At 34.0% G+C, this 19010-nt stretch carries 18 protein-coding genes; 6 read left to right on the top strand and 12 right to left on the bottom strand.

All coding sequences use genetic code 11. From position 1 onward, the window contains the following. Window positions 1-98 precede the first annotated feature (98 nt). From ACGH80_RS01535 to ACGH80_RS01525, 3 genes are all read left to right on the top strand, one after another. On the top strand, window positions 99-758 hold the full coding sequence (locus ACGH80_RS01535; RefSeq protein ID WP_411630445.1) for a hypothetical protein: 660 nt from the start codon (window positions 99-101) through the stop codon (window positions 756-758). Window positions 759-971: 213 nt separating this feature from the next. Next, a complete protein-coding gene (locus ACGH80_RS01530; protein WP_411630444.1) occupies window positions 972-1499 on the top strand; it encodes a protein K in 528 nt (175 codons plus the stop codon). Window positions 1500-1687: 188 nt separating this feature from the next. Then, complete coding sequence (locus tag ACGH80_RS01525; protein ID WP_085165721.1) at window positions 1688-2128, top strand: hypothetical protein; 441 nt, start codon at window positions 1688-1690, stop codon at window positions 2126-2128. A 75-nt stretch (window positions 2129-2203) separates the two neighbouring features. Here the strand turns inward: ACGH80_RS01525 and ACGH80_RS01520 are convergent, their stop codons facing one another. The 6 genes from ACGH80_RS01520 to ACGH80_RS01495 all read right to left on the bottom strand — a co-directional run bounded on the left by ACGH80_RS01520 (window position 2204) and on the right by ACGH80_RS01495 (window position 7908). Then, on the bottom strand, window positions 2204-3445 hold the full coding sequence (locus ACGH80_RS01520; protein WP_051634280.1) for an MFS transporter: 1242 nt from the start codon (window positions 3443-3445) through the stop codon (window positions 2204-2206). A 183-nt stretch (window positions 3446-3628) separates the two neighbouring features. Beyond that, window positions 3629-4741, bottom strand: coding sequence for a JmjC domain-containing protein (locus tag ACGH80_RS01515; RefSeq protein WP_411630443.1), 1113 nt, complete (start codon window positions 4739-4741; stop codon window positions 3629-3631). Next, window positions 4731-5516, bottom strand: a complete 786-nt coding sequence (locus ACGH80_RS01510) for a YchF/TatD family DNA exonuclease (protein ID WP_085165718.1) — start codon at window positions 5514-5516, stop codon at window positions 4731-4733. Before ACGH80_RS01510 ends, ACGH80_RS01515 begins: the two co-directional genes overlap by 11 nt. A 22-nt stretch (window positions 5517-5538) precedes the next feature. Beyond that, the gene (lapB, locus tag ACGH80_RS01505) at window positions 5539-6708 is read right to left on the bottom strand and encodes a lipopolysaccharide assembly protein LapB (RefSeq protein ID WP_411630442.1); all 1170 of its coding nucleotides are present in this window, start codon (window positions 6706-6708) and stop codon (window positions 5539-5541) included. 12 nt (window positions 6709-6720) lie between these two features. After that, a complete protein-coding gene (locus tag ACGH80_RS01500; RefSeq protein WP_411630441.1) occupies window positions 6721-7026 on the bottom strand; it encodes a LapA family protein in 306 nt (101 codons plus the stop codon). Between the two features lie 162 nt (window positions 7027-7188). Next, a complete protein-coding gene (locus tag ACGH80_RS01495) occupies window positions 7189-7908 on the bottom strand; it encodes a phosphatase PAP2 family protein (protein WP_296300926.1) in 720 nt (239 codons plus the stop codon). 106 nt (window positions 7909-8014) lie between these two features. On the opposite strand from ACGH80_RS01495, the gene ribA reads away from it, so the two are divergent. Further along, entirely contained in the window at window positions 8015-8626 is a 612-nt protein-coding gene (ribA, locus tag ACGH80_RS01490; protein WP_034914165.1) for a GTP cyclohydrolase II, read from the top strand. Between the two features lie 180 nt (window positions 8627-8806). On the opposite strand, the gene ACGH80_RS01485 is transcribed toward ribA, so the two are convergent. The 4 genes from ACGH80_RS01485 to zipA all read right to left on the bottom strand — a co-directional run bounded on the left by ACGH80_RS01485 (window position 8807) and on the right by zipA (window position 12706). Then, window positions 8807-8995 carry a 2-hydroxymuconate tautomerase gene (locus tag ACGH80_RS01485; protein ID WP_085165713.1) on the bottom strand — a complete coding sequence of 63 codons (189 nt, stop codon included), beginning with the start codon at window positions 8993-8995 and terminating at the stop codon, window positions 8807-8809. A gap of 9 nt (window positions 8996-9004) precedes the next feature. Further along, a complete protein-coding gene (gene luxS, locus ACGH80_RS01480) occupies window positions 9005-9523 on the bottom strand; it encodes an S-ribosylhomocysteine lyase (protein ID WP_174799439.1) in 519 nt (172 codons plus the stop codon). Window positions 9524-9593: 70 nt separating this feature from the next. Beyond that, a complete protein-coding gene (gene ligA / locus ACGH80_RS01475) occupies window positions 9594-11672 on the bottom strand; it encodes an NAD-dependent DNA ligase LigA (protein ID WP_174799440.1) in 2079 nt (692 codons plus the stop codon). 119 nt (window positions 11673-11791) lie between these two features. Beyond that, a complete protein-coding gene (gene zipA, locus ACGH80_RS01470) occupies window positions 11792-12706 on the bottom strand; it encodes a cell division protein ZipA (protein WP_174799441.1) in 915 nt (304 codons plus the stop codon). Window positions 12707-13115: 409 nt separating this feature from the next. Between zipA and ACGH80_RS01465 the strand changes: the two genes are divergently transcribed. Both ACGH80_RS01465 and ACGH80_RS01460 read left to right on the top strand, forming a co-directional pair. Next, window positions 13116-14324, top strand: coding sequence for an efflux RND transporter periplasmic adaptor subunit (locus ACGH80_RS01465; RefSeq protein WP_065589297.1), 1209 nt, complete (start codon window positions 13116-13118; stop codon window positions 14322-14324). A gap of 18 nt (window positions 14325-14342) precedes the next feature. Then, window positions 14343-17537, top strand: coding sequence for an efflux RND transporter permease subunit (locus tag ACGH80_RS01460; protein WP_174799442.1), 3195 nt, complete (start codon window positions 14343-14345; stop codon window positions 17535-17537). Between the two features lie 163 nt (window positions 17538-17700). On the opposite strand, the gene ruvC is transcribed toward ACGH80_RS01460, so the two are convergent. Further along, complete coding sequence (ruvC, locus tag ACGH80_RS01455) at window positions 17701-18189, bottom strand: crossover junction endodeoxyribonuclease RuvC (RefSeq protein ID WP_034914152.1); 489 nt, start codon at window positions 18187-18189, stop codon at window positions 17701-17703. Continuing rightward, window positions 18189-18932 (bottom strand): YebC/PmpR family DNA-binding transcriptional regulator, encoded by a 744-nt coding sequence (locus ACGH80_RS01450; RefSeq protein ID WP_065560314.1) that lies wholly within the window; start codon window positions 18930-18932, stop codon window positions 18189-18191. Before ACGH80_RS01450 ends, ruvC begins: the two co-directional genes overlap by 1 nt. Window positions 18933-19010: the final 78 nt, after the last annotated feature.

Raw genomic sequence — 19010 nt, 5'->3', positions numbered from 1 at the left:
TTTTACTATTAACATTAGATAAAATTAACTTTTAAAATAAAATGGTTATTATGAGTTAATTCATGGTAGTCAAAAAATTAAATAAAAAAGGAATAAAAATGAAACTTTTTAAAGTGATCACTTTAGTAGTGTTAGGGCTTTTTTTAGTCAATTGTGATAATTCAAAATCAAAAACTGATGATATTGAACAACAAGCCAAACAAACAAGTTCAGAAGTAAGTGACAAGGCCAATCAAACAGGTGCAGAAATTAGCGATAAAGCCAATCAATTAAGCTCAGAAATTGGTGATAAGGCTAGCCAATTAAATGCAAAAATTGAAGACCAAGTTAAGCAAGTAAGCTCAGCAATTAGTGATAAAGCTAAAGATTTGTATGAACAAACAAAATCAGAAAAAGATGAGATGCTTAATAAGATTGAAGAAGGTAATTATAATGTTGCTCAAGGTTTGATGATCAAGGCGATTAAAACAAAATTACCTGCAACAATTGATTCGAGTGTAACTTTAGTTGATGTATCGTCAGATAGCAATGCAATTAATTATAAATATATTGTGAATAATATCACTAAAGATGCATTACAGGCTAAAATTAATCAAAAAAATTTACAGGATAAATTGGTTGCGTTTTATTGTGGTGATGATTCTAGCATGAAGACTTTAAGATTAGTATTCCCTAGAGGAGCTAACCATAATTATTATATCAATGACGATAAGGTATTTTCAGTAGATATAAAACCAAGTGATTGTGATGATGATTAAATATATTTTTATTAATTTGAATAACTAGTTAAATTTTATTAATATAAAAGGGCTGATTGAAGCCCTTTTTATTTTGGACGCTCTTTCTTAATAGTGTTCATTTACAGCTCTTTTAAAGGTTAATTAATATTATTATTACTGTTTTTGTATTTTTATAGTTTTATCTTTTAAAAGATATCAGGTAGTGATGAATTAGCTTAGGTAGGAATGAATATGAAAGGCATGAAAGTAACATTTGTGATGTTAATGGGGATAATATTATTTGGTTTTAACAATTCAGAAGCAAAAGTTATAGGTACTCAGCGAACTGGTATTCAAGAGAATATGGATATTGTTGAAAGAGGACAAAATATTATTGCTCAATCAACACCTGAAAAAATTAAAGAATTTAATGAGCAAAAAGATGGTGATTATAGTTTTGCTCAAGATTCGGTTGTTGCAGGTATAAAAGAAAAGTTACCCATTGTGATTGATAAATTTACGATGTTCAATGACATATCAAAAGATAACAATAAACTTATTTATAAATATATTATAAAAGGTTTGCCTAAAGATGTGATATTGCTAAAGCAAAATCAGCAATCTGTATTAAAAACGATAGTTACTTTATATTGTGGTAATGACCCAAATGTTGAAGCGTTGAAACTCATATTCCCAAATGGAGTAAGTCATAATTATTATCTTGAAAATGAGAAAATTATGTCGTTTGATTTGAAACCGAGTGATTGTGATTCTAAATAACCATTAATCAACTTAAAAAATACTAGAAACCATCAGCACTAAATGAGTGGGGGCTTATTAAAGCTTACTTTTTGTTTTAAATTGTAAATTTTTTATGTACTTTTCTCACTGATATTTTACAATTTATCGACCACTTTTTAAATAAGTGGTCGATATGTAATTTATAAAATTTACTCAAAGGAATAATAATGAAAAGTTTAAAAACAGTGTCAGCAATTTTGATAAGCTTGGTTCTTTGTAGTTGTGATAATTCAAAATCTGATGCTAATAAAGCTGTTGGTGATTCTTCAAAAAATACTGAATTAAGTCGTTTGCAAGAAACTATTATTAACGAAGCAAAAAAAATGCTTCCAGTTAAAGTTGATGCAAAAACTAATTTGATTGATATAACTAAAGATAATGATTTAATTAATTATAAATATGTAATTGATAGTTCAAAAGATGAGGTATCAATTCCTGATACTCAAAAAATGACGACAGAAAGTCTAAAAACACTTTATTGTAGTAATAGCTCACAAGTTAAACAACTTAGGGATGCATTCCCAAATGGTGTTAGTCATAATTATTATATAAATGATGAGCAATTATTTAGTGTTAAATTGACGCCAGCTTCTTGTACTGCTAACTAAAGTAGTTTGTTTTAATTTTTGATATAATTTATTAATGTGATATAAAACAGGGTGATTTACCCTGTTTTTTTTGAGTTATTCTAGTTCTTTACCTTTTGTTTCGGGTATTAAAAATACAAATGCAGCCGCTGATAATAAATAAGCAGCAGACAGTAAAGCTAATGCGTAGCTAATTGAATAAACAGTAGCTAAATATGCAATTAAAACTTGCGATATTCCTGCAATTCCTCGACCTACATTGAAAATAATATTTTCAGCACTTGAACGGGCATCTGTTGGGTAATGTTCAGCAAGCAATGCACCATATCCGCCCATCATGCCATTTACAAAAAAGCCAATTGCTGAACCAAATATGATTAATATAAACATATCAGTTTGATGAAAATAAAACCAAATTGAAACTGCCGAAACGAATAAAAATAGGATATAAGAAGGACGGCGACCAAATTTATCACATAACCAACCAAAAATTAAGATCCCTAATGACATACCAATTGTTGTTGAAATGGTCCAGAACATTGTATTTTTGAATGGCAATTTGAGTTCAGTTGCAATCATATTTGGCATCCAAACCATGAGCCCATAAAAACCAAAATTTTGTACTGCACAGGCAATAGTTAACCCTATTGTAGTTGCTACGGTTCGAGGATTTTTAAATAATTTGCCAATGGCTATTTTATTTTTATTTTGGGCTTTTAAATTTTGCCAGATTTCTGGCTCTTTTAGGCCTTTACGTGTCCAAGCAACAAATAGCGCTGGTAGTACTCCCATGGCAAAAGCCCAGCGCCAACCATAAATTTCACCAATAAAATTAACGGTCAATGCGGCTAAAATGATACCTACTTGAAAGCCTAATGCTACAATAGATGTTGCTCTTGAGCGTTTATTTTTAGGCCAGCTTTCAGAAACTAAAGTCATACCAATTCCAAATTCACCACCAAGACCAAGACCACTTAAAAAGCGAAATATTAAAAAGCATTCATAGTTAGGTGAAATTGCACATAACCCAGTGAAAAGAGAAAATATTAAAATAGTCCATGAAAAGACTCTTACTCGACCATATTTATCGGCAAGGATACCAAATAAAATACCGCCTAATACGGCGCCAAGTAAGGTTACTGATGTTAAGGTTCCTAAATCAGCTTTAGTTAGGTTAAAGCTGGTCGAGATTAGACTAAAACATACACCTAAAATCATCATATCCATGCCATCAAGTGCGTAACCGACAGTGGATGCAAAAAGGGTTCTTTTTTGATACGGGGTTGTGTGTTCGTTTTCACTTTCTGCTTGCAAGGCTGTGTTTGCTTCAGTTTTCATGTATACCTCTAGTTTTTAAAAATAGATGTTACTTAAAATTTGCGTTTTATGATGTTTAATTTGTGATTAAACGGAGGGTAAATTAAAGCGGGGCAAGTATATACTTAAAACTAGTAAAAAGCCAAGCTTAATGCCCTAGACAATCGTTTTATCTGCCGATTTTGTTATCGGCAGTTGATTTATTTAATCTTCAGCAAAGTGCCAATAACCTTTGTTGACAAGATCAAGCATGACTTTAAGTGTGTTTTTATCCTGCAACTGTTCGTAATTAAGTGTTTCAGTTTCACAAAGTAGATCAATGATAGGCATTGGTAAGTCAATTTTTTCACCATGAATATAGCCAAAATTGCCTACTTTAAAAATTCGAATGCTTAGTACACGGTTTAGTTCTGCACCAGCTTTTAGTAATAATTCAAATTCTTCATAATTGTATGGTGGTTCAACTTGTACAATATTTAGATCGTGCATTGGTAGAGTAATGTATTTGCCAAACCAATCGTTAAATAATGTAGGTGTTTTGATTAGGTCGATAATTTGATTTTGTACTTTTGTTAGTTCATAAGGTTGAATGCGATGAGGATCATTAGGTAGCTTTAAATCTGGATCTTGATAAAAAACACTAATTGGTAGGTTATCAATGACATAATCAGCAAAGCTACTTAATAGTTGTTGTGATGTTTGTGTCATAAAGCCAACGGAATAACTTAATGATTCTCCAATGGATATACCATTATGCGGACAACCTGTTGGAATGTATAGAATGTCGCCTGTGGTGAGCTCTTCGTCAATGATTGGTTGATATTCTTCGACATGTAATAATGCTTTGTGTGCATTAAATTGTTTATAATTTGGATCGCCATTGCCTACTTGCCAACGCCTGCTACCCATGCCTTGAATAATAAATACATCATAATTATCAATATGAGGTCCAACTCCAGCGCCTTGGGTTGCGTAAGAAATCATTAGATCATCAAATTGCCATTGTGGAAGGCATTTAAAAGGTTTAAGTAAGGTCGCTGCTTGTTCATGCCAATGGTCAACGGCTTGTACTAGCAAACTCCAATGATCTTCACCTAAGTTATCGTATTGAGTAAATGGTCCGAATTTAGCATCCCAAACACCATCTTTATTAGAAACAATTCGGCTATCAATTTCTTCTTCCATCGCTAAACCAGCTAATTCGTCTGGTGTTATGGGATCAATAAAATTAACAAATGCTTTGCGTAAGATTACCGGTTTTTTTTGCCAATAGTTTATTAAAAAATCACCCCAATCAATAGTTAATTTATAATTCATTTAATTTTCCTTGAAGATTGAATAACTGGCAAAAATTATGGGTGGTTTTTTGGGCTATATCCTCTAAAGAAACACCTTTTAAAGCAGATAAATATTGTGCAACTACACGAACATACGCTGGTTGGTTTTCTTTACCTCGATATGGCACGGGGGCAAGATAAGGTGAGTCAGTTTCGACCAAAATACGATCAAGTGGAACATATTTAGCAACTTCGCGTAAGGCCTCGGCATTTTTAAAGGTGATAATCCCTGAAAAGGAAATATAAAAACCAAGATCCAATAGTTGTTTTGCTGTTTCGATATCTTCTGTAAAACAGTGCAAAACACCAGAGTGGACATGCTCTTCTTTTAAAATTCTTAAAGTGTCTTCTTTAGCATTACGTGTATGGACAATAATGGGTTTGCTTAGCTTTCGCCCTAATCGGATATGTTCTTTAAATATAGTTTGTTGTAGTTCTAAGTTGTCTTGTTGGTAGTAATAATCAAGTCCTGTTTCACCAAGGGCAATGACATTATCTTCTTGTGCTAAGGTTTGAAAGCGTTCAGCATCGTAGGTTTCGTCATCAAGATTAAGTGGATGAATCCCACATGAGAAAGAGCATTGAGTTTGATAAGGTGTAAGCTTATGTTTCATCGATTCATAGCCAGATAGTGTTGTTGCCACGCTTAGGCAATGTTTAACGCTATTGTTGATAGCTTCTTGTAAAACATCTTTGATGGATTTAGTACTAAAGTCTAAACTATCTAAATGACAGTGAGAATCAATTAAAAACATAAAAATCTCTTCTTTATTTATCTTAATGTTGTTCAAAATCACGAACAGGTTTTATTGTTGACCATGAACGGCAAGCAGGGCATAACCAGTAGAGTGAGTTAACTGTGAATCCACATTTTTGGCATCGATAATTGGGTACCGCTTTTATTTGTTCGCCAACCATGTTGCGTAAAAGTAAAAGGCTTTCTTTAGCTTTACCTTGTTCTGCATCAGCAACATGATAGTTCATTAATCGATAAAAACCTTTTAAATTAGGGTGTTTCAGTAATTCTCGATACATATAGTATTGTGCAGCGTCTAGACCTTTTTCTTTTTCGATAACATCAGCAAGCATTAATTCAGCAACATTACCTGTATCTTGATCGACACATATTTGTAAAAATTCTTGAAATTCATATTGATTATTTAGCTTTAGGTAACACTCTTTTAATGCAGGTAATGCTTCGCCAATAAAAGCTTTGTCCTGCTGTAATATTTGCTGAAAAGATTTGATAGCTTGCTCAGTTTTGTTTTGTTGCATAAGAACTTGCCCCAACATGAGTGAAGTACGAGCACATTTAGTGTCTGCCATTGCTGATTTTTGTAATAGGCTATTGGCTTTATCGAGATCATCATTATCAATCGCTATTGACGCCAATTCACAATAAAATTGTGCAATATCGGTTTTGTATTTTACATTACCAAGTTTGACCAATTTAGTTGCCATGTTGATGGCATTTATCCATTCACTGGTTGATTGATATATGATGATAAGTTGTTGTAATGCATGCTGTTGAAAGTCTTCTTCATCAATTAATTGTAAAAATGTCTCTTCAGCACGATCGTAAAATCCTGCAACCATGTAATCTCGACCTAGTTGTTGAATAGCTAATAGTCTCTGTTCGAATGTTAAAGATGAACTTTCTAATAGCGCTTGATGAATGCGGATAGCACGATCAACTTCGCCTCGAGAGCGAAATAAATTGCCCAATGTTAAATGGGCCTCAAGTGTGCCATCATCTTCTTTTAACATGTCTAAGAAAAGATCGACAGCTTTGTCTTTTTGATTTGATAAAAGAAAATTCAAACCATCAACATATTCACGAGATAGCCGATTAGATTGATTTAGATGTTTCTGTTTTGCATTTCTGTCACCCATATACCAACCGTATGCGGCGGCAATAGGAAGTAACAAAAATAACAGTTCAAACATAGTAACCTATTCTTAATTAGTTTTAGTTGTGTTTATTTGCTGATTATTAGTCATGCCTTCATCATATTTTTTTTGTAATTTATTTAGTTTACGTTTTGTTGATGAGTGCTGTAATTTAGATTTTAGAAAGAAAATGCCGGTTAATATCCAACCAACAATAAATCCCGAACCAAATAAAATAGCTAACAAGACTGATAAGCGGGTTTCAGTTTTAGCCACCAAATAATTGAATGTTACTATTTGATCATTAGCCGAACCTATTGCTATTGAGATGGCAAAGATGATAATTATCAATAAAATTGATATAACAAATTTCATAATGTTGACCTTTCTTTTTTTTGTTTTAGTTAAACTCTTTAGTTTATTATACTCTTCTATTCTTATAATTTCTTTTTGCATTTGGCTAGTTAGATTATTAACTGTATTGCCTAAAAATAATATTGTTTGTTGTAAATGTCACTTTCTCAAAATATTTAATAATCATTTGTCTACTATATGCCATTTTCTAGCATAAAAATAGCAAATTAATGAGATTATCCATGCGATTAATATACTTGTTATTAGATCAATAGGACTATGCATGCCTAATAATAACCGGCTTAATTCAATTAATATTGACCAAATAATGATAGAAGATACTATCATATAATGTTGTCTAAATTTTAGTAATATTAAGGCCAATAGTGCCCAAGTTACAGCTAACAAGGTATGCCCAGAAGGAAAAGCATATCCCGTTTCATTTTGCCAGTGGCTTGATAACCAACTGGGGATTGTTGATGAATTGTTAAATAATTGATGAATAATTTCTTTTCTTTCTGAACGTGATTTCGAATAAAATTGTTGATCACTAATATTATATTCCTGAGCCATCCAAAGTACATAAGGCCGTGATTCAGCGGTTTGTGATTTTAAAAAGCTTTTAATTATTTGCCCACTTAATATTGCACTCACAAGAAGCAACCATAATAATATGATTCTTTTTTTTGTTTTTTGGGGTAATAGCAGACAAAGTACAATGAATAAAATTGTTGAGGTGATAATTCCCCAAGGAAAACTTGCTGTTTCAGTTATTAAAAATAAACATTTAGATGTATTATTTAAGGTTGCTGGTTGCCAATGCCAATTTATGGCTATAATAGTAAAAGGAACAGCTAAGAAAATAGCCAATAAGACTATTGTTTTTTTTATTACTAACCTCATTTATAAACTCAATTAAGTATAAATTGCTTTTGCTTAATATTTTAGCATAGAAGATAAATTTATTTTTATAAAATCTTATTTATCGTTATTGAAAACGGAGATAATAATGCAATTAAAACGTGTTGCACAAGCGAAATTGCCGACGCCTTGGGGGTGTTTCATTATTGTTGGATTTGAAGAAATTGCAACAAAAAAGGATCATGCCGCATTAGTATTTGGTGATATATCTGGCGATACACCAGTTCTCACAAGAATTCATTCTGAATGCTTAACAGGCGATGCGCTTTTTAGCTTACGCTGTGATTGTGGTTTTCAGTTAGAAGCAGCCTTAAAACAAATTGCAAAGGAGGGTAAAGGGATTTTAATTTATCACCGGCAAGAAGGACGTAATATTGGTTTATTGAATAAAATCAGAGCTTATGCGCTACAAGATCAAGGCTTGGACACGGTTGAAGCTAATGAGCAATTGGGGTTTGCAGCAGACGAACGCGATTTCACTCTATGCGCAGATATGCTAACTTTATTAGGTGTATCACAAATTCGCTTATTAACCAACAATCCCGAGAAAATACGAGTGCTTGAACAATCAGGAATTAAAATTATACAACGGGTGCCATTGGAAGTTGGTGGAAATCCAAACAATGAGCATTATCTAGAAACAAAAGCAAATAAAATGGGACACTTACTTCATTTGCATCACTATAATTGCAATCACTAAAAATTTAAGTTAACTAAGAGAACTTATTGGTTTGTAATTGAATTTATCCAAAATAGTAAAAATGTTTAAATAAAAACTCAAAATAGAAAATATTATTTTGAGTTTTTATTACTTGATAATAAGAGAAAAATTTTAATTTAGGTTTATGTGATAATTGTCAATTGTTTGGCACCTTTAAAATCAATTTTTATCGCTGCGTAGCACACCACCATTAGCAATCTGATCTTTAGATAATTCGTGCATTATGATTTGTACTGCTTCTGGTTTACAGTTAAGGGTTTCAACGATGGCATTAGTTACCCGTTTTGCCATTTCTCTTTTTTGCTCTACAGTGCGACCTTCTAAAAAGTCTATAACGACATTAGGCATAGATACCTCCTAGTGATTATTAATTTGGGCAAGTTGCTCATCAGTTAATGCGATTTCATCATTATGGCATATGCTAATGCCAGATTTTATAATTTGTTCAGCAATGCCCTTAGCTTCATCTAATGAGTGCATTTTATAGGTACCACATTGATACTCATTCAATTCAGGAATCTGATTTTGTGATTTAACATTTAATACGTTATGCATTGATTTTAGCCATGCATCGACAACTAATGCCTCATTAGGATTACCAATTAAGCTCATATAAAAGCCTGTACGACATCCCATTGGTGAAATATCGATTATTTCAACTTTATCACTGTTAAGATGATCGCGCATAAAACCAGCAAATAAATGTTCTAATGTATGAATTCCTTTTTCTGGAAGGTTGTTTTTATTTGGAATGGTAAAGCGTAGATCAAACACAGTAATGCTGTCACCTTTTGGGGTCACCATTGTTTTTGCAATTCGCACAAAGGGTGCTTTCATTTTTGTGTGATCAACTTTAAAACTGTCTAGTAAAGGCATAATGTCCTCCTTGTTATTTGATAATTGTTATTCTAATCAATTTACTAATAAGTACCAGTAGATTTGATATTTACTGATCAAGTAAATTTATTAATTCTTGCTCATCAATAACTTTTATTCCTAGTTCTTGAGCCTTATTAAGTTTAGAGCCTGCTGCTTCTCCTGCAATGACTAGATCAGTATTTTTCGAAACACTGCCTGTTACTTTGGCTCCTAGTTGCTTTAATTTATCTTTGGCTTCATCTCGTGTTAAAACCGACAATGTACCAGTTAATACTACAGTTTTTCCTGAAAAAGGTGAGTTAATGGCGATCTCTTGTACCTGTGGAATGACATCTTGCCAGTGAATGCCTACTTCATTACTGGTTAGTTGTTCAATTACATTGCGATTATGTGGTTCTTGAAAAAAGTCAATAATGCTTTCTGCAATGACGGCACCAATTTCGTTTACTGATTGTAGTTTTTCTAGTGAGGCATTCTCAATTGCTGATAAACTACCAAGTTGGTTAACAAGATTTTCGGCAGTAACTTCACCAACATTCGGGATTCCAAGCGCAAATATAAAGCGGCTTAATGTAGTATTTTTAGATAATTCTAGTGCATTTAATAAGTTATTGGCAGATTTTTCCCCAATTTTATCTAAACTACATAGTGTTGGTAGATTTAGTTTATATAAATCTGCAGGTGTTTTGACATATTCTTTATCAACCAGTTGTTCAATAATTTTTTCGCCCATACCATCAACATTCATTGCTCGCCGTGAAACAAAATGCTTTAAGGCTTCTTTTCGTTGTGCAGGGCAAATCAAACCTCCAGCACAGCGTGATATCGCTGCACCTTCGTCTCGAACTATTTGCGAGCCACAAATAGGGCAGTGTGTCGGGAAGATGATTTCTTTTGTGTCGGCGGGTCTTCTATCTACTATGACGGCTACTATTTTAGGAATAACGTCACCAGCTCGGCGTATTGTTACATAGTCACCCTCACGGATACCTAATCGGATTATTTCATCGCTATTATGTAATGTCGCATTGCTCACAATAACGCCAGCAACTGATACAGGTTCAAGCCTTGCTACAGGAGTAATTGCACCTGTTCGCCCAACTTGAAAGTCTACTTTATTTAATTTTGTAATTTCTTCTTGAGCCGGATATTTAAATGCTGTGGCCCATCTTGGTGCTCGAGCAACAAATCCAAGCTGATTTTGTAGTTCAATACTATTAACTTTAATTACTACACCATCGATATCAAAATCTAATGACATACGCTGTTCACCAATTAGTTTAAAATAATCTAGAGCGGCTTGCACCCCTTGGCGTTTTTGTACTTTATTACTAACTGGTAACCCCCAAGCTTTAAATTGCATTAAACGATCGTAATGAGTGTCAGGTAATGTGGTACCTTCGACAATACCAACACCATAACAAAAAAATGCTAATGGTCTTTTTGCTGTAATTTTAGGATCTAATTGTCTTAATGAACCAGCGGCTGCATTACGTGGATTGGCAAATACTCTTTCGTTATGCTTTTCTGCATCTGCGTTGAGTTTTTCGAAGCCTTTATGTGTCATAAAGACTTCTCCTCGAACTTCTAATCTAGAAGGGATGTTATCGCCTCTTAGAACTAGTGGAATTGTTTTGATAGTCTTTACATTGGCTGTTATGTCTTCTCCTGTTGTACCATCTCCTCGTGTTGCTGCTTGTAAAAAACGACCATTTTCATAAAGAAGACTGACAGCAAGTCCGTCAAGTTTGAGCTCACAACAATATTCAACCTGTTCAGCATCGTTTAAATGAAGACGATCTTTAACTCGTTTGTTAAATGCAATAAAGCTAGCATCATCAAAGACATTATCTAGTGATAGCATAGGTATTTCATGTTTAATGGATGCAAATTGGGCTAATGGGGAACCACCAACTCGTTGGGTTGGTGAGTCGGAAGTAATAAGATCTGGGTTTTGCTGTTCTAATGTTTGTAGTTGCTTTATTAATTTATCATATTCAACATCGGGAATTTCTGGTGTATCAAGGACATAATAACAGTATTCATGATGTCTAATTAGGTTGCGTAGTGAAGTCAATTGCTTCGCTATGTCTTTATTCAATTCAGGTGTATTTACTGAATTTTTTGTTTCATTATGTAGCGACATGATTATATGCTCTTATTAAAACGAAGGTTTGGGAAAATATTATAAATAGGTTATATTCATTTTTATCCACCAATTCAAGTTGGTGGAATTTTTTAAAAGATTTGCTGAAAAGACTACGGTTAAATTTCGTTACTGACCTTTTTAATACGTTCTTTATAACTGTCTATTTTTTGAGGGGTTAGCATATGATGTTCATCATCTAATACTACACCGTTGACATCGTCAGCTATGCGTTGTGCTGTTTGCAACATTAATTTGAAGTTTTGTTGATTGTTACCCTCTGTAGGCGCAACCATAAAAATAGACACACCAGGTGTAGTAAATTCATACATTGTATCGGGATCCAAATATCCAGGTGTCACCATATTGGCTAAACTAAATAATATTGCTCCATTACCCGCAGGATCTACATGGCGGTGAAAAATTCTCATATCACCGAACTGAAAACCAGATTGCATAATGCTAGCGAGTAACACATCACCTTGTAATAATTTCCCGTTAATGCCTGTGATATTTAATACAATAATTTCGGTTGTGGATTGTTCAGTGTCAATATTTATTTTTTTGGGTTCTTCGTTATGGTTAATTTCATTATTAGTATCTGATGGTTTTTCTTTCGTTGTAAGAATTAAATCAGGGTGTTGTTCATCTTCAAAAAGATCAAGTTCAACATTGATAGCTGGTTCTTTTGTTGTTTCAGCATTAATCTCTTGTTTGTCGTCATTATCAACAAATAAATCTTCTTGTTGAGGTATTTTTTCTTGCTCTTTTGTGAGTTCATTAATAATTACATCGTTTTCAACGGTTTCACTGCTTTTTGTTGTTTTAGGTTTGAGTAAGATAACATCATCATCTTCTTCTATGTCATTCATAGAATAGTTTTGATATTGTTGAGTATTTTTTTCAAATTTTCCTTTTTTATTTGAACTAAAAAGCGAAGAACGTTCTTTTTTATTGATCCAAAACCCATGGATGAGCAATGCAATAATGACCAAGGATGCAACAACAACTAGAACAATACGTAAATTATCCATAATAACCATCTCTGTATTAAATTAAATATAGACTCAAATTATTCAATCATCTTTTGAAAAAGTGATTGCGGAGTACAGTAATGTAAATTTTTTATTCTTTATTAGCAATATGAATTAATATTCATTAAAGCAACCATATTTGATATTTGTAGTATAACATTTTATTTAAGATACTTTATAGCACAAAAAATCAATTACTCTATATTACTTTATTTCTAGCAATAATCCTAATTAGCAATACTTTTTTTAGTATCATAATCTAACTAGCTATTTTTTAGAACTCTGTGCTATTAACTTGTAAAGATACTTACAATCTATGCATATTTTTTGTAAAATCGCCGATTACTTTTAACTAAGATCAATTATTAAAAATTAAAATAATTATTAAGTTTACTGAGGTCATATTTATATGAGATTTAACAAGCTATTATTAGCCTTGCCTGTGGCGTGTGCTAGCCTACTTTTATTAACAAGTTGTGATAATGGCAATTCAAAAAATGGTAATAATAAATTACCGAAGGTAACTGTATTTAAAGTGGAACCATTGAATTACACATTAAAAATTGGTTTACCAGGTAGGGTTGTTGCATCTCAAATTGCTGAAATTAGGCCTCAAGTAGGTGGTATCGTCTTAAAACGCGAGTTTGATGAAAGTTCGAATGTTAAGGCCGGACAATCTCTTTATCAAATAGATCCAGCTATTTATCAAGCTAATTATGATAGTGCGGTAGCAAGTGTTGCTAGCGCTAAAGCGAATGCAAATATTGCTCAACTTACTCTTAAGCGTTACGCTGGATTATTAAATACTAAATCAATCAGCCAACAAGATTACGATAAAGCAGCTGCAGATGCTAAACAGGCTGAAGCTGCAGTATTAGTTGCACAAGCAGCTGAGCATACAGCTAAAGTCAATTTAGAATATACAAAAGTGTATTCACCAATTGATGGGTATATAGGTAAATCAAGTGTGACTGAAGGGGCATTAGTGTCGGCAGGTCAATCGACACCACTTGCACTAGTTCAACAACTAGACCCAATTTATGTCGATATGACAGAAGCGGCTACCCGTTATAATAAATATATTCAGGATGAAAACGTAATTTATGAACCAGTAAAAGGTAATAATGTCGAATTATACTTTAATGATGGTTCTAAATACGCTTATCCAGGTAGTGTAAAATTTTCTGATATGACTGTAAATGAAACAACGGGTACAGTAACTTTGCGGTCACAATTTACAAATAGTGAAGGGAAAATTTTACCCGGCATGTTTGTTAAGCCTCAGTTGACATTAGGCTATATCAAAAATGCAGTGCTTGTTCCACAGCAAGGAATTACCAGCAATAAGTTAGGGCAATATACTGCAAAAATTTTGAAACCTGATAATACAGTAGAGTATCGACAAGATATTCAAGTATACACAGGAGTTGGTGGTTATTGGGTTGTAACAAAGGGAATTAACATTGGTGAAGAGGTTATTATTACTGGATTACTTAATTTAACTTCTGTTGAAAAACCTCAAAAAGATGCTCCACCTATGAAAGTAGAAAAAGTCGGAGATCCTAATACACTTTCACAAGAACAATTAGACAGTATCATAAAAAACAGTGTGAAATAAAACAGGAGTAGGTGAATTATGGCTAAGTTTTTTATTGATAGACCTGTTTTTGCATGGGTAATTGCTATCATGATGATGCTAGGAGGTGCTTTATGTATCAAGCTACTAGCTGTTGAGCAGTATCCTGACATTGCCCCTCCTGCTGTAACTGTTAGTGCTGTTTACCCAGGTGCCGATGCACAGACCATCGAAAATACTGTTACTCAGTTGATTGAACAGAATTTAACTGGATTGGATAATCTAATTTATATGAAATCAACCAGTAGTGCACAAGGTGTTGTTCAAACGACGTTAACCTTTGCTCCTGGAACTAATCCCGATTTTGCTCAAGTACAAGTGTTAAATAAAGTAGAGAGTATTAAATCAAGGCTACCAGAAAGTGTGCAAAAAAATGGTGTTTCTGTTGCAAAAAATAACACCAATTTTTTAAAGGTTGTGGGTTTTTATTCAACAAATCCTAAAAAAACACAAGCAGATATTGCTGATTTTGTTTATTCAACTGTGCAAGATCAGATTAGACGTGTACAGGGTGTAGGTGATACTCAATTGTTTGGCTCTGAATATGCAATGCGTATTTGGCTTGATCCAAATAAATTGACCTATTTTAATTTATCAATTGAAGAAATCATTGCGGCTATTCAAGCACAAAATGCGCAAGTAACAGCAGGGCAATTAGGTGCCTTACCATCAACAGATGGACAAGAACTCAATGCGACAATTACAGCTCAATCACGTTTAAAAACACCCGAACAATTCCAAAATATTTTAGTGCGTGTAAATACAGATGGTTCTAATCTTTTATTAAAAGATATAGCAACGGTTGAAATTGGTGCGTCTGATTATAACTTTATTTCTTATTATGATGGTAAAGCATCTGCAGGTCTTGGTATTTATTTGGCAACAGGAGCTAACCAATTAGAAACTTCTGATCAGGTAGATAAAAAATTAGCCGAATTATCAAAAATCTTTCCTGAAGATATTCACTATGCTTATCCGTATGACACAACACCATTTGTAAAATTATCAATTAATAACGTAGTACATACATTGATTGAAGCTATTATTTTAGTTGTTATTGTAATGTATGTCTTTTTACAAAATCTCCGTTCGACACTTATACCGACGATTACCGTACCTGTGGTATTGCTAGGAACTTTTGCTGTTTTGTATATCTGTGGGTTTACGATTAATACATTATCTATGTTTGCAATGGTGCTTGCCATAGGCTTGTTGGTAGATGATGCAATAGTTGTTATTGAGAACGTTGAACGTATTATGCATGATGAAGGTTTATCGCCTTATGATGCAACCGTTAAATCGATGGAACAAATTACTTCAGCGTTGGTTGGTATTGCAGTTGTGTTATCTGCAGTATTCGTTCCTATGGCATTTTATGGAGGTGCAGCGGGTGGAATTTACCGCCAATTTTCAATTACCATTGTAACAGCGATGGCATTATCAGTGTTGATGGCAATTGTATTAACTCCAGCGCTCTGTGTTCAAATTTTAAAAGCACCATCTAAAAGTAAATTAAAAAGAAACTCGTTAGGTGACAAGTTAGAATCTATACCACCATTTAGTTGGTGTTCTGTTGGCACAAAAAAATTCTTTAAATGGTTTAACGAGTTCTATGAAAAAAGTTTACGCCATTATGAAAAAGGTGTAATAAAAGTTGTTCGTTATCCATTAATAGCTTTTGTTTGTTATGCTTTAATTCTAGTTGGATTAATCTTTGGCTTTAATCGGTTACCTACTGGTTTTTTACCTAATGAAGATCAGGGTGTGCTTTTAGTTATGGTTGAGCTACCGCCAGGATCAACTTTAGAGCAAACTATGTCAGTTTTAAATAAAACGGCAAAATTTTATACTGAGCAAAAAGCTGATTCAGTTGAGGAAATATTTACTGTAGCTGGATTTAGTATGGTTGGTCGTGGGCAAAATATGGGGTTAGGCTTTGTTCGATTAAAAAATTGGGAACAACGTAAACGCGCAGATCAAAAAGTTAATGCTTTAGTCGCTAGCGGTTGGGGATTTGCTTCTACTATAACCGAAGGAAGGGTAATTGTTACCAACTTACCAGCTGTTCCAGCATTAGGTATGGCTAATGGTTTTTCTTATGTACTGAAAGATACGGCTAGTTATGGGCATGATGCTTTGGTAGGTGCATTTTTCCAAATGTTGGGTCAAGCTTCTCATCATCCTAAACTGCAACAAGTTAGACCGGGAAGTATGCTAGATGTTCCGCAGTACAAAATTAATGTTGATTTTGAAGCAGCACAAGCATTAGGCGTTTCGGTAAATTCAGTAAATACTGTATTGTCCACAGCTTTAGGTTCTGCTTATATTGACGATTTTGTTTATAATAACCGAGTTAAAAAAGTATACCTACAATCAGATGCACCATATCGCATGTTGCCAGATGATTTTAGTTACTGGCATGTTAAAAATAAAAATGGTGAAATGGTTCCATATGATGCGTTTGCTACTACGACAAAAACTTATGGATCTCCTTCACTAGTTCGTTATGATGGTGTGGCAGCAATGGAGATAAGTGGTTCAGCTGCTCCAGGCCTGAGTTCTGGGCAAGCAATGGCTGTAATGGAAGAATTATCGAAAAATTTGCCTAAAGGATTTACTTTTGACTGGACTGATATTTCTTATCAAGAACGTCAAACAGGTTCACAAACAACAACTCTTTACATTATTTCGATTATTGTTGTATTTTTATCATTAGCTGCATTGTATGAAAGTTGGACGGTACCGATTTCGATTTTATTCGTTATTCCTCTTGGAATTTTAGGTACAGTATTTGCAACTATGTTTAGAGGGCTTGATAACGATATTTACTTTATTGTAGGACTATTAACGACAATGGGGTTATCTGCTAAAAATGCTATATTGATTGTAGAATTTGCCAAAGATGCCTTGGAAAAAGAGGGTAAATCATTGATTGATGCTACACTTGAAGCTTGTCGTCTGCGCCTACGCCCGATTTTAATGACTTCGTTTGCCTTTATTTTAGGGGTATTACCACTAGCATTAAATAGTGGTGCTGGTTCCGCTAGCCAAAATGCGGTAGGTACTGGTGTAATTGGTGGTATGTTGACAGCAACATTTTTAGCAATATTTTATGTTCCCTTGTTCTTTTTATTTGTAACAAAACTATTTACAAAACATAAAAATAAAGCAGTGTTACCTGTTAACCGTTCTTAAAAGCAATAACTAAATAGCTAGTTTTGGTACATATATGGCTTTGATGTATAGTTCTATAGGTCATATATAACTTAAGCGAGCTATTAAAATAACGAAATGCGCCGTTTTTTGGCGCATTTTTTATTTATATAGTTGCGTATACGTAAATTGAATTTTGTTATATTTACTTGCGATGCTTTAGTAACTGCTGACTGGTATGGGCGTGGGTGATTGCTATAGCTAAGGCATCAGCGGCATCAGCTTGAGGGCTAGCTGGTAACTTTAATAATAATTTGACCATATGTTGCACTTGCTTTTTATCGGCTGCGCCTGTTCCTACTACACTCTGCTTAACTAAACGAGCTGCGTATTCAAAAACAGGTAAATTATTATTTACAGCAGCAACAATTGCAGCTCCCCTTGCTTGACCTAACTTTAATGCGGAATCGGCATTATGAGCCATAAAAACTTGTTCAATAGCAAACATATCAGGTTGGAATTGTAAAATAATTTCACTAACACCGGCGTATACTCGTTTTAGACGAGTAGGTAAATCATCAACAGCAGTACGAATACATCCGCTACCAAGGTAGGTAAGTTGTCGTCCCGTTTGATGGATTACACCGTAACCCGTCAAACGAGATCCAGGATCGATGCCAAGAATAATGGCCATTAGAGTGTTGCAGCAACCTCGTCAGAAACTTCACCATTATGATAAACTTCTTGAACATCATCACAATCTTCAAGCATATCAATTAAACGTAATAATTTTGGTGCAGATTCAATATCAAGATCGACTTTTGTTGCTGGAATCATTGATACTTCAGCGGCTTCGGCAACTAGCCCAGCAGCATCAAGCGCATCTTTTACTTCACCAAATGATTCTGGTGTAGTAAATACATCAATTGCGCCGTCATCATAAGTCACAACGTCGTCTGCCCCTGCTTCAAGCGCTGCATCCATAACTTGGTCTTCATCAGTACCAGTTGGGTATGAAATAACGCCTTTTTTAGTGAACAAATATGAAACTGAACCATCAGTACCTAAGTTACCACCTGTTTTAGTAAATGCATGGCGTACTTCGGACACAGTTCGATTACGATTATCACTCAGGCATTCAACCATTACAGCTGTGCCAGCAGGACCATAACCTTCATAGATGATCGTTTCCATGTTGCTATCATCTTCCCCACCAACACCCCGCGCAACAGCTCGGTTCATGGTATCACGGGTCATATTATTAGATAACGCTTTATCCATTGCAGCTCGTAATCGAGGGTTTGACGCTGGATCGCCACCACCTAATTTTGCCGCAGTTACTAATTCACGAATAATTTTGGTAAAGATTTTACCCCGTTTTGCATCTTGTGCAGCTTTACGGTGTTTCGTATTGGCCCATTTACTATGACCTGCCATAAAATTCTCCAGATAATAATTAAAAAATCGCTATATTTTAGCAAACATTTACTTAAAATTCATTACTAATATACCGAT

The sequence above is a fragment of the Gilliamella sp. BG1 genome, assembly GCF_046635625.1.
In the GTDB taxonomy this organism is placed as follows: domain Bacteria; phylum Pseudomonadota; class Gammaproteobacteria; order Enterobacterales; family Orbaceae; genus Gilliamella; species Gilliamella bombi.
This window is presented reverse-complemented; position numbering and strand designations above follow the sequence as displayed.

What these genes read in the sequence shown, in the direction of transcription:
- ACGH80_RS01535 (WP_411630445.1), top strand. Translation starts at nt 99, where the DNA reads ATGAAACTTTTTAAAGTGATCACTTTAGTAGTGTTAGGGCTTTTTTTA.
- ACGH80_RS01530 (WP_411630444.1), top strand. Translation starts at nt 972, where the DNA reads ATGAAAGGCATGAAAGTAACATTTGTGATGTTAATGGGGATAATATTA.
- ACGH80_RS01525 (WP_085165721.1), top strand. Translation starts at nt 1,688, where the DNA reads ATGAAAAGTTTAAAAACAGTGTCAGCAATTTTGATAAGCTTGGTTCTT.
- ACGH80_RS01520 (WP_051634280.1), bottom strand. Translation starts at nt 3,445, where the DNA reads ATGAAAACTGAAGCAAACACAGCCTTGCAAGCAGAAAGTGAAAACGAA.
- ACGH80_RS01515 (WP_411630443.1), bottom strand. Translation starts at nt 4,741, where the DNA reads ATGAATTATAAATTAACTATTGATTGGGGTGATTTTTTAATAAACTAT.
- ACGH80_RS01510 (WP_085165718.1), bottom strand. Translation starts at nt 5,516, where the DNA reads ATGTTTTTAATTGATTCTCACTGTCATTTAGATAGTTTAGACTTTAGT.
- lapB (WP_411630442.1), bottom strand. Translation starts at nt 6,708, where the DNA reads ATGTTTGAACTGTTATTTTTGTTACTTCCTATTGCCGCCGCATACGGT.
- ACGH80_RS01500 (WP_411630441.1), bottom strand. Translation starts at nt 7,026, where the DNA reads ATGAAATTTGTTATATCAATTTTATTGATAATTATCATCTTTGCCATC.
- ACGH80_RS01495 (WP_296300926.1), bottom strand. Translation starts at nt 7,908, where the DNA reads ATGAGGTTAGTAATAAAAAAAACAATAGTCTTATTGGCTATTTTCTTA.
- ribA (WP_034914165.1), top strand. Translation starts at nt 8,015, where the DNA reads ATGCAATTAAAACGTGTTGCACAAGCGAAATTGCCGACGCCTTGGGGG.
- ACGH80_RS01485 (WP_085165713.1), bottom strand. Translation starts at nt 8,995, where the DNA reads ATGCCTAATGTCGTTATAGACTTTTTAGAAGGTCGCACTGTAGAGCAA.
- luxS (WP_174799439.1), bottom strand. Translation starts at nt 9,523, where the DNA reads ATGCCTTTACTAGACAGTTTTAAAGTTGATCACACAAAAATGAAAGCA.
- ligA (WP_174799440.1), bottom strand. Translation starts at nt 11,672, where the DNA reads ATGTCGCTACATAATGAAACAAAAAATTCAGTAAATACACCTGAATTG.
- zipA (WP_174799441.1), bottom strand. Translation starts at nt 12,706, where the DNA reads ATGGATAATTTACGTATTGTTCTAGTTGTTGTTGCATCCTTGGTCATT.
- ACGH80_RS01465 (WP_065589297.1), top strand. Translation starts at nt 13,116, where the DNA reads ATGAGATTTAACAAGCTATTATTAGCCTTGCCTGTGGCGTGTGCTAGC.
- ACGH80_RS01460 (WP_174799442.1), top strand. Translation starts at nt 14,343, where the DNA reads ATGGCTAAGTTTTTTATTGATAGACCTGTTTTTGCATGGGTAATTGCT.
- ruvC (WP_034914152.1), bottom strand. Translation starts at nt 18,189, where the DNA reads ATGGCCATTATTCTTGGCATCGATCCTGGATCTCGTTTGACGGGTTAC.
- ACGH80_RS01450 (WP_065560314.1), bottom strand. Translation starts at nt 18,932, where the DNA reads ATGGCAGGTCATAGTAAATGGGCCAATACGAAACACCGTAAAGCTGCA.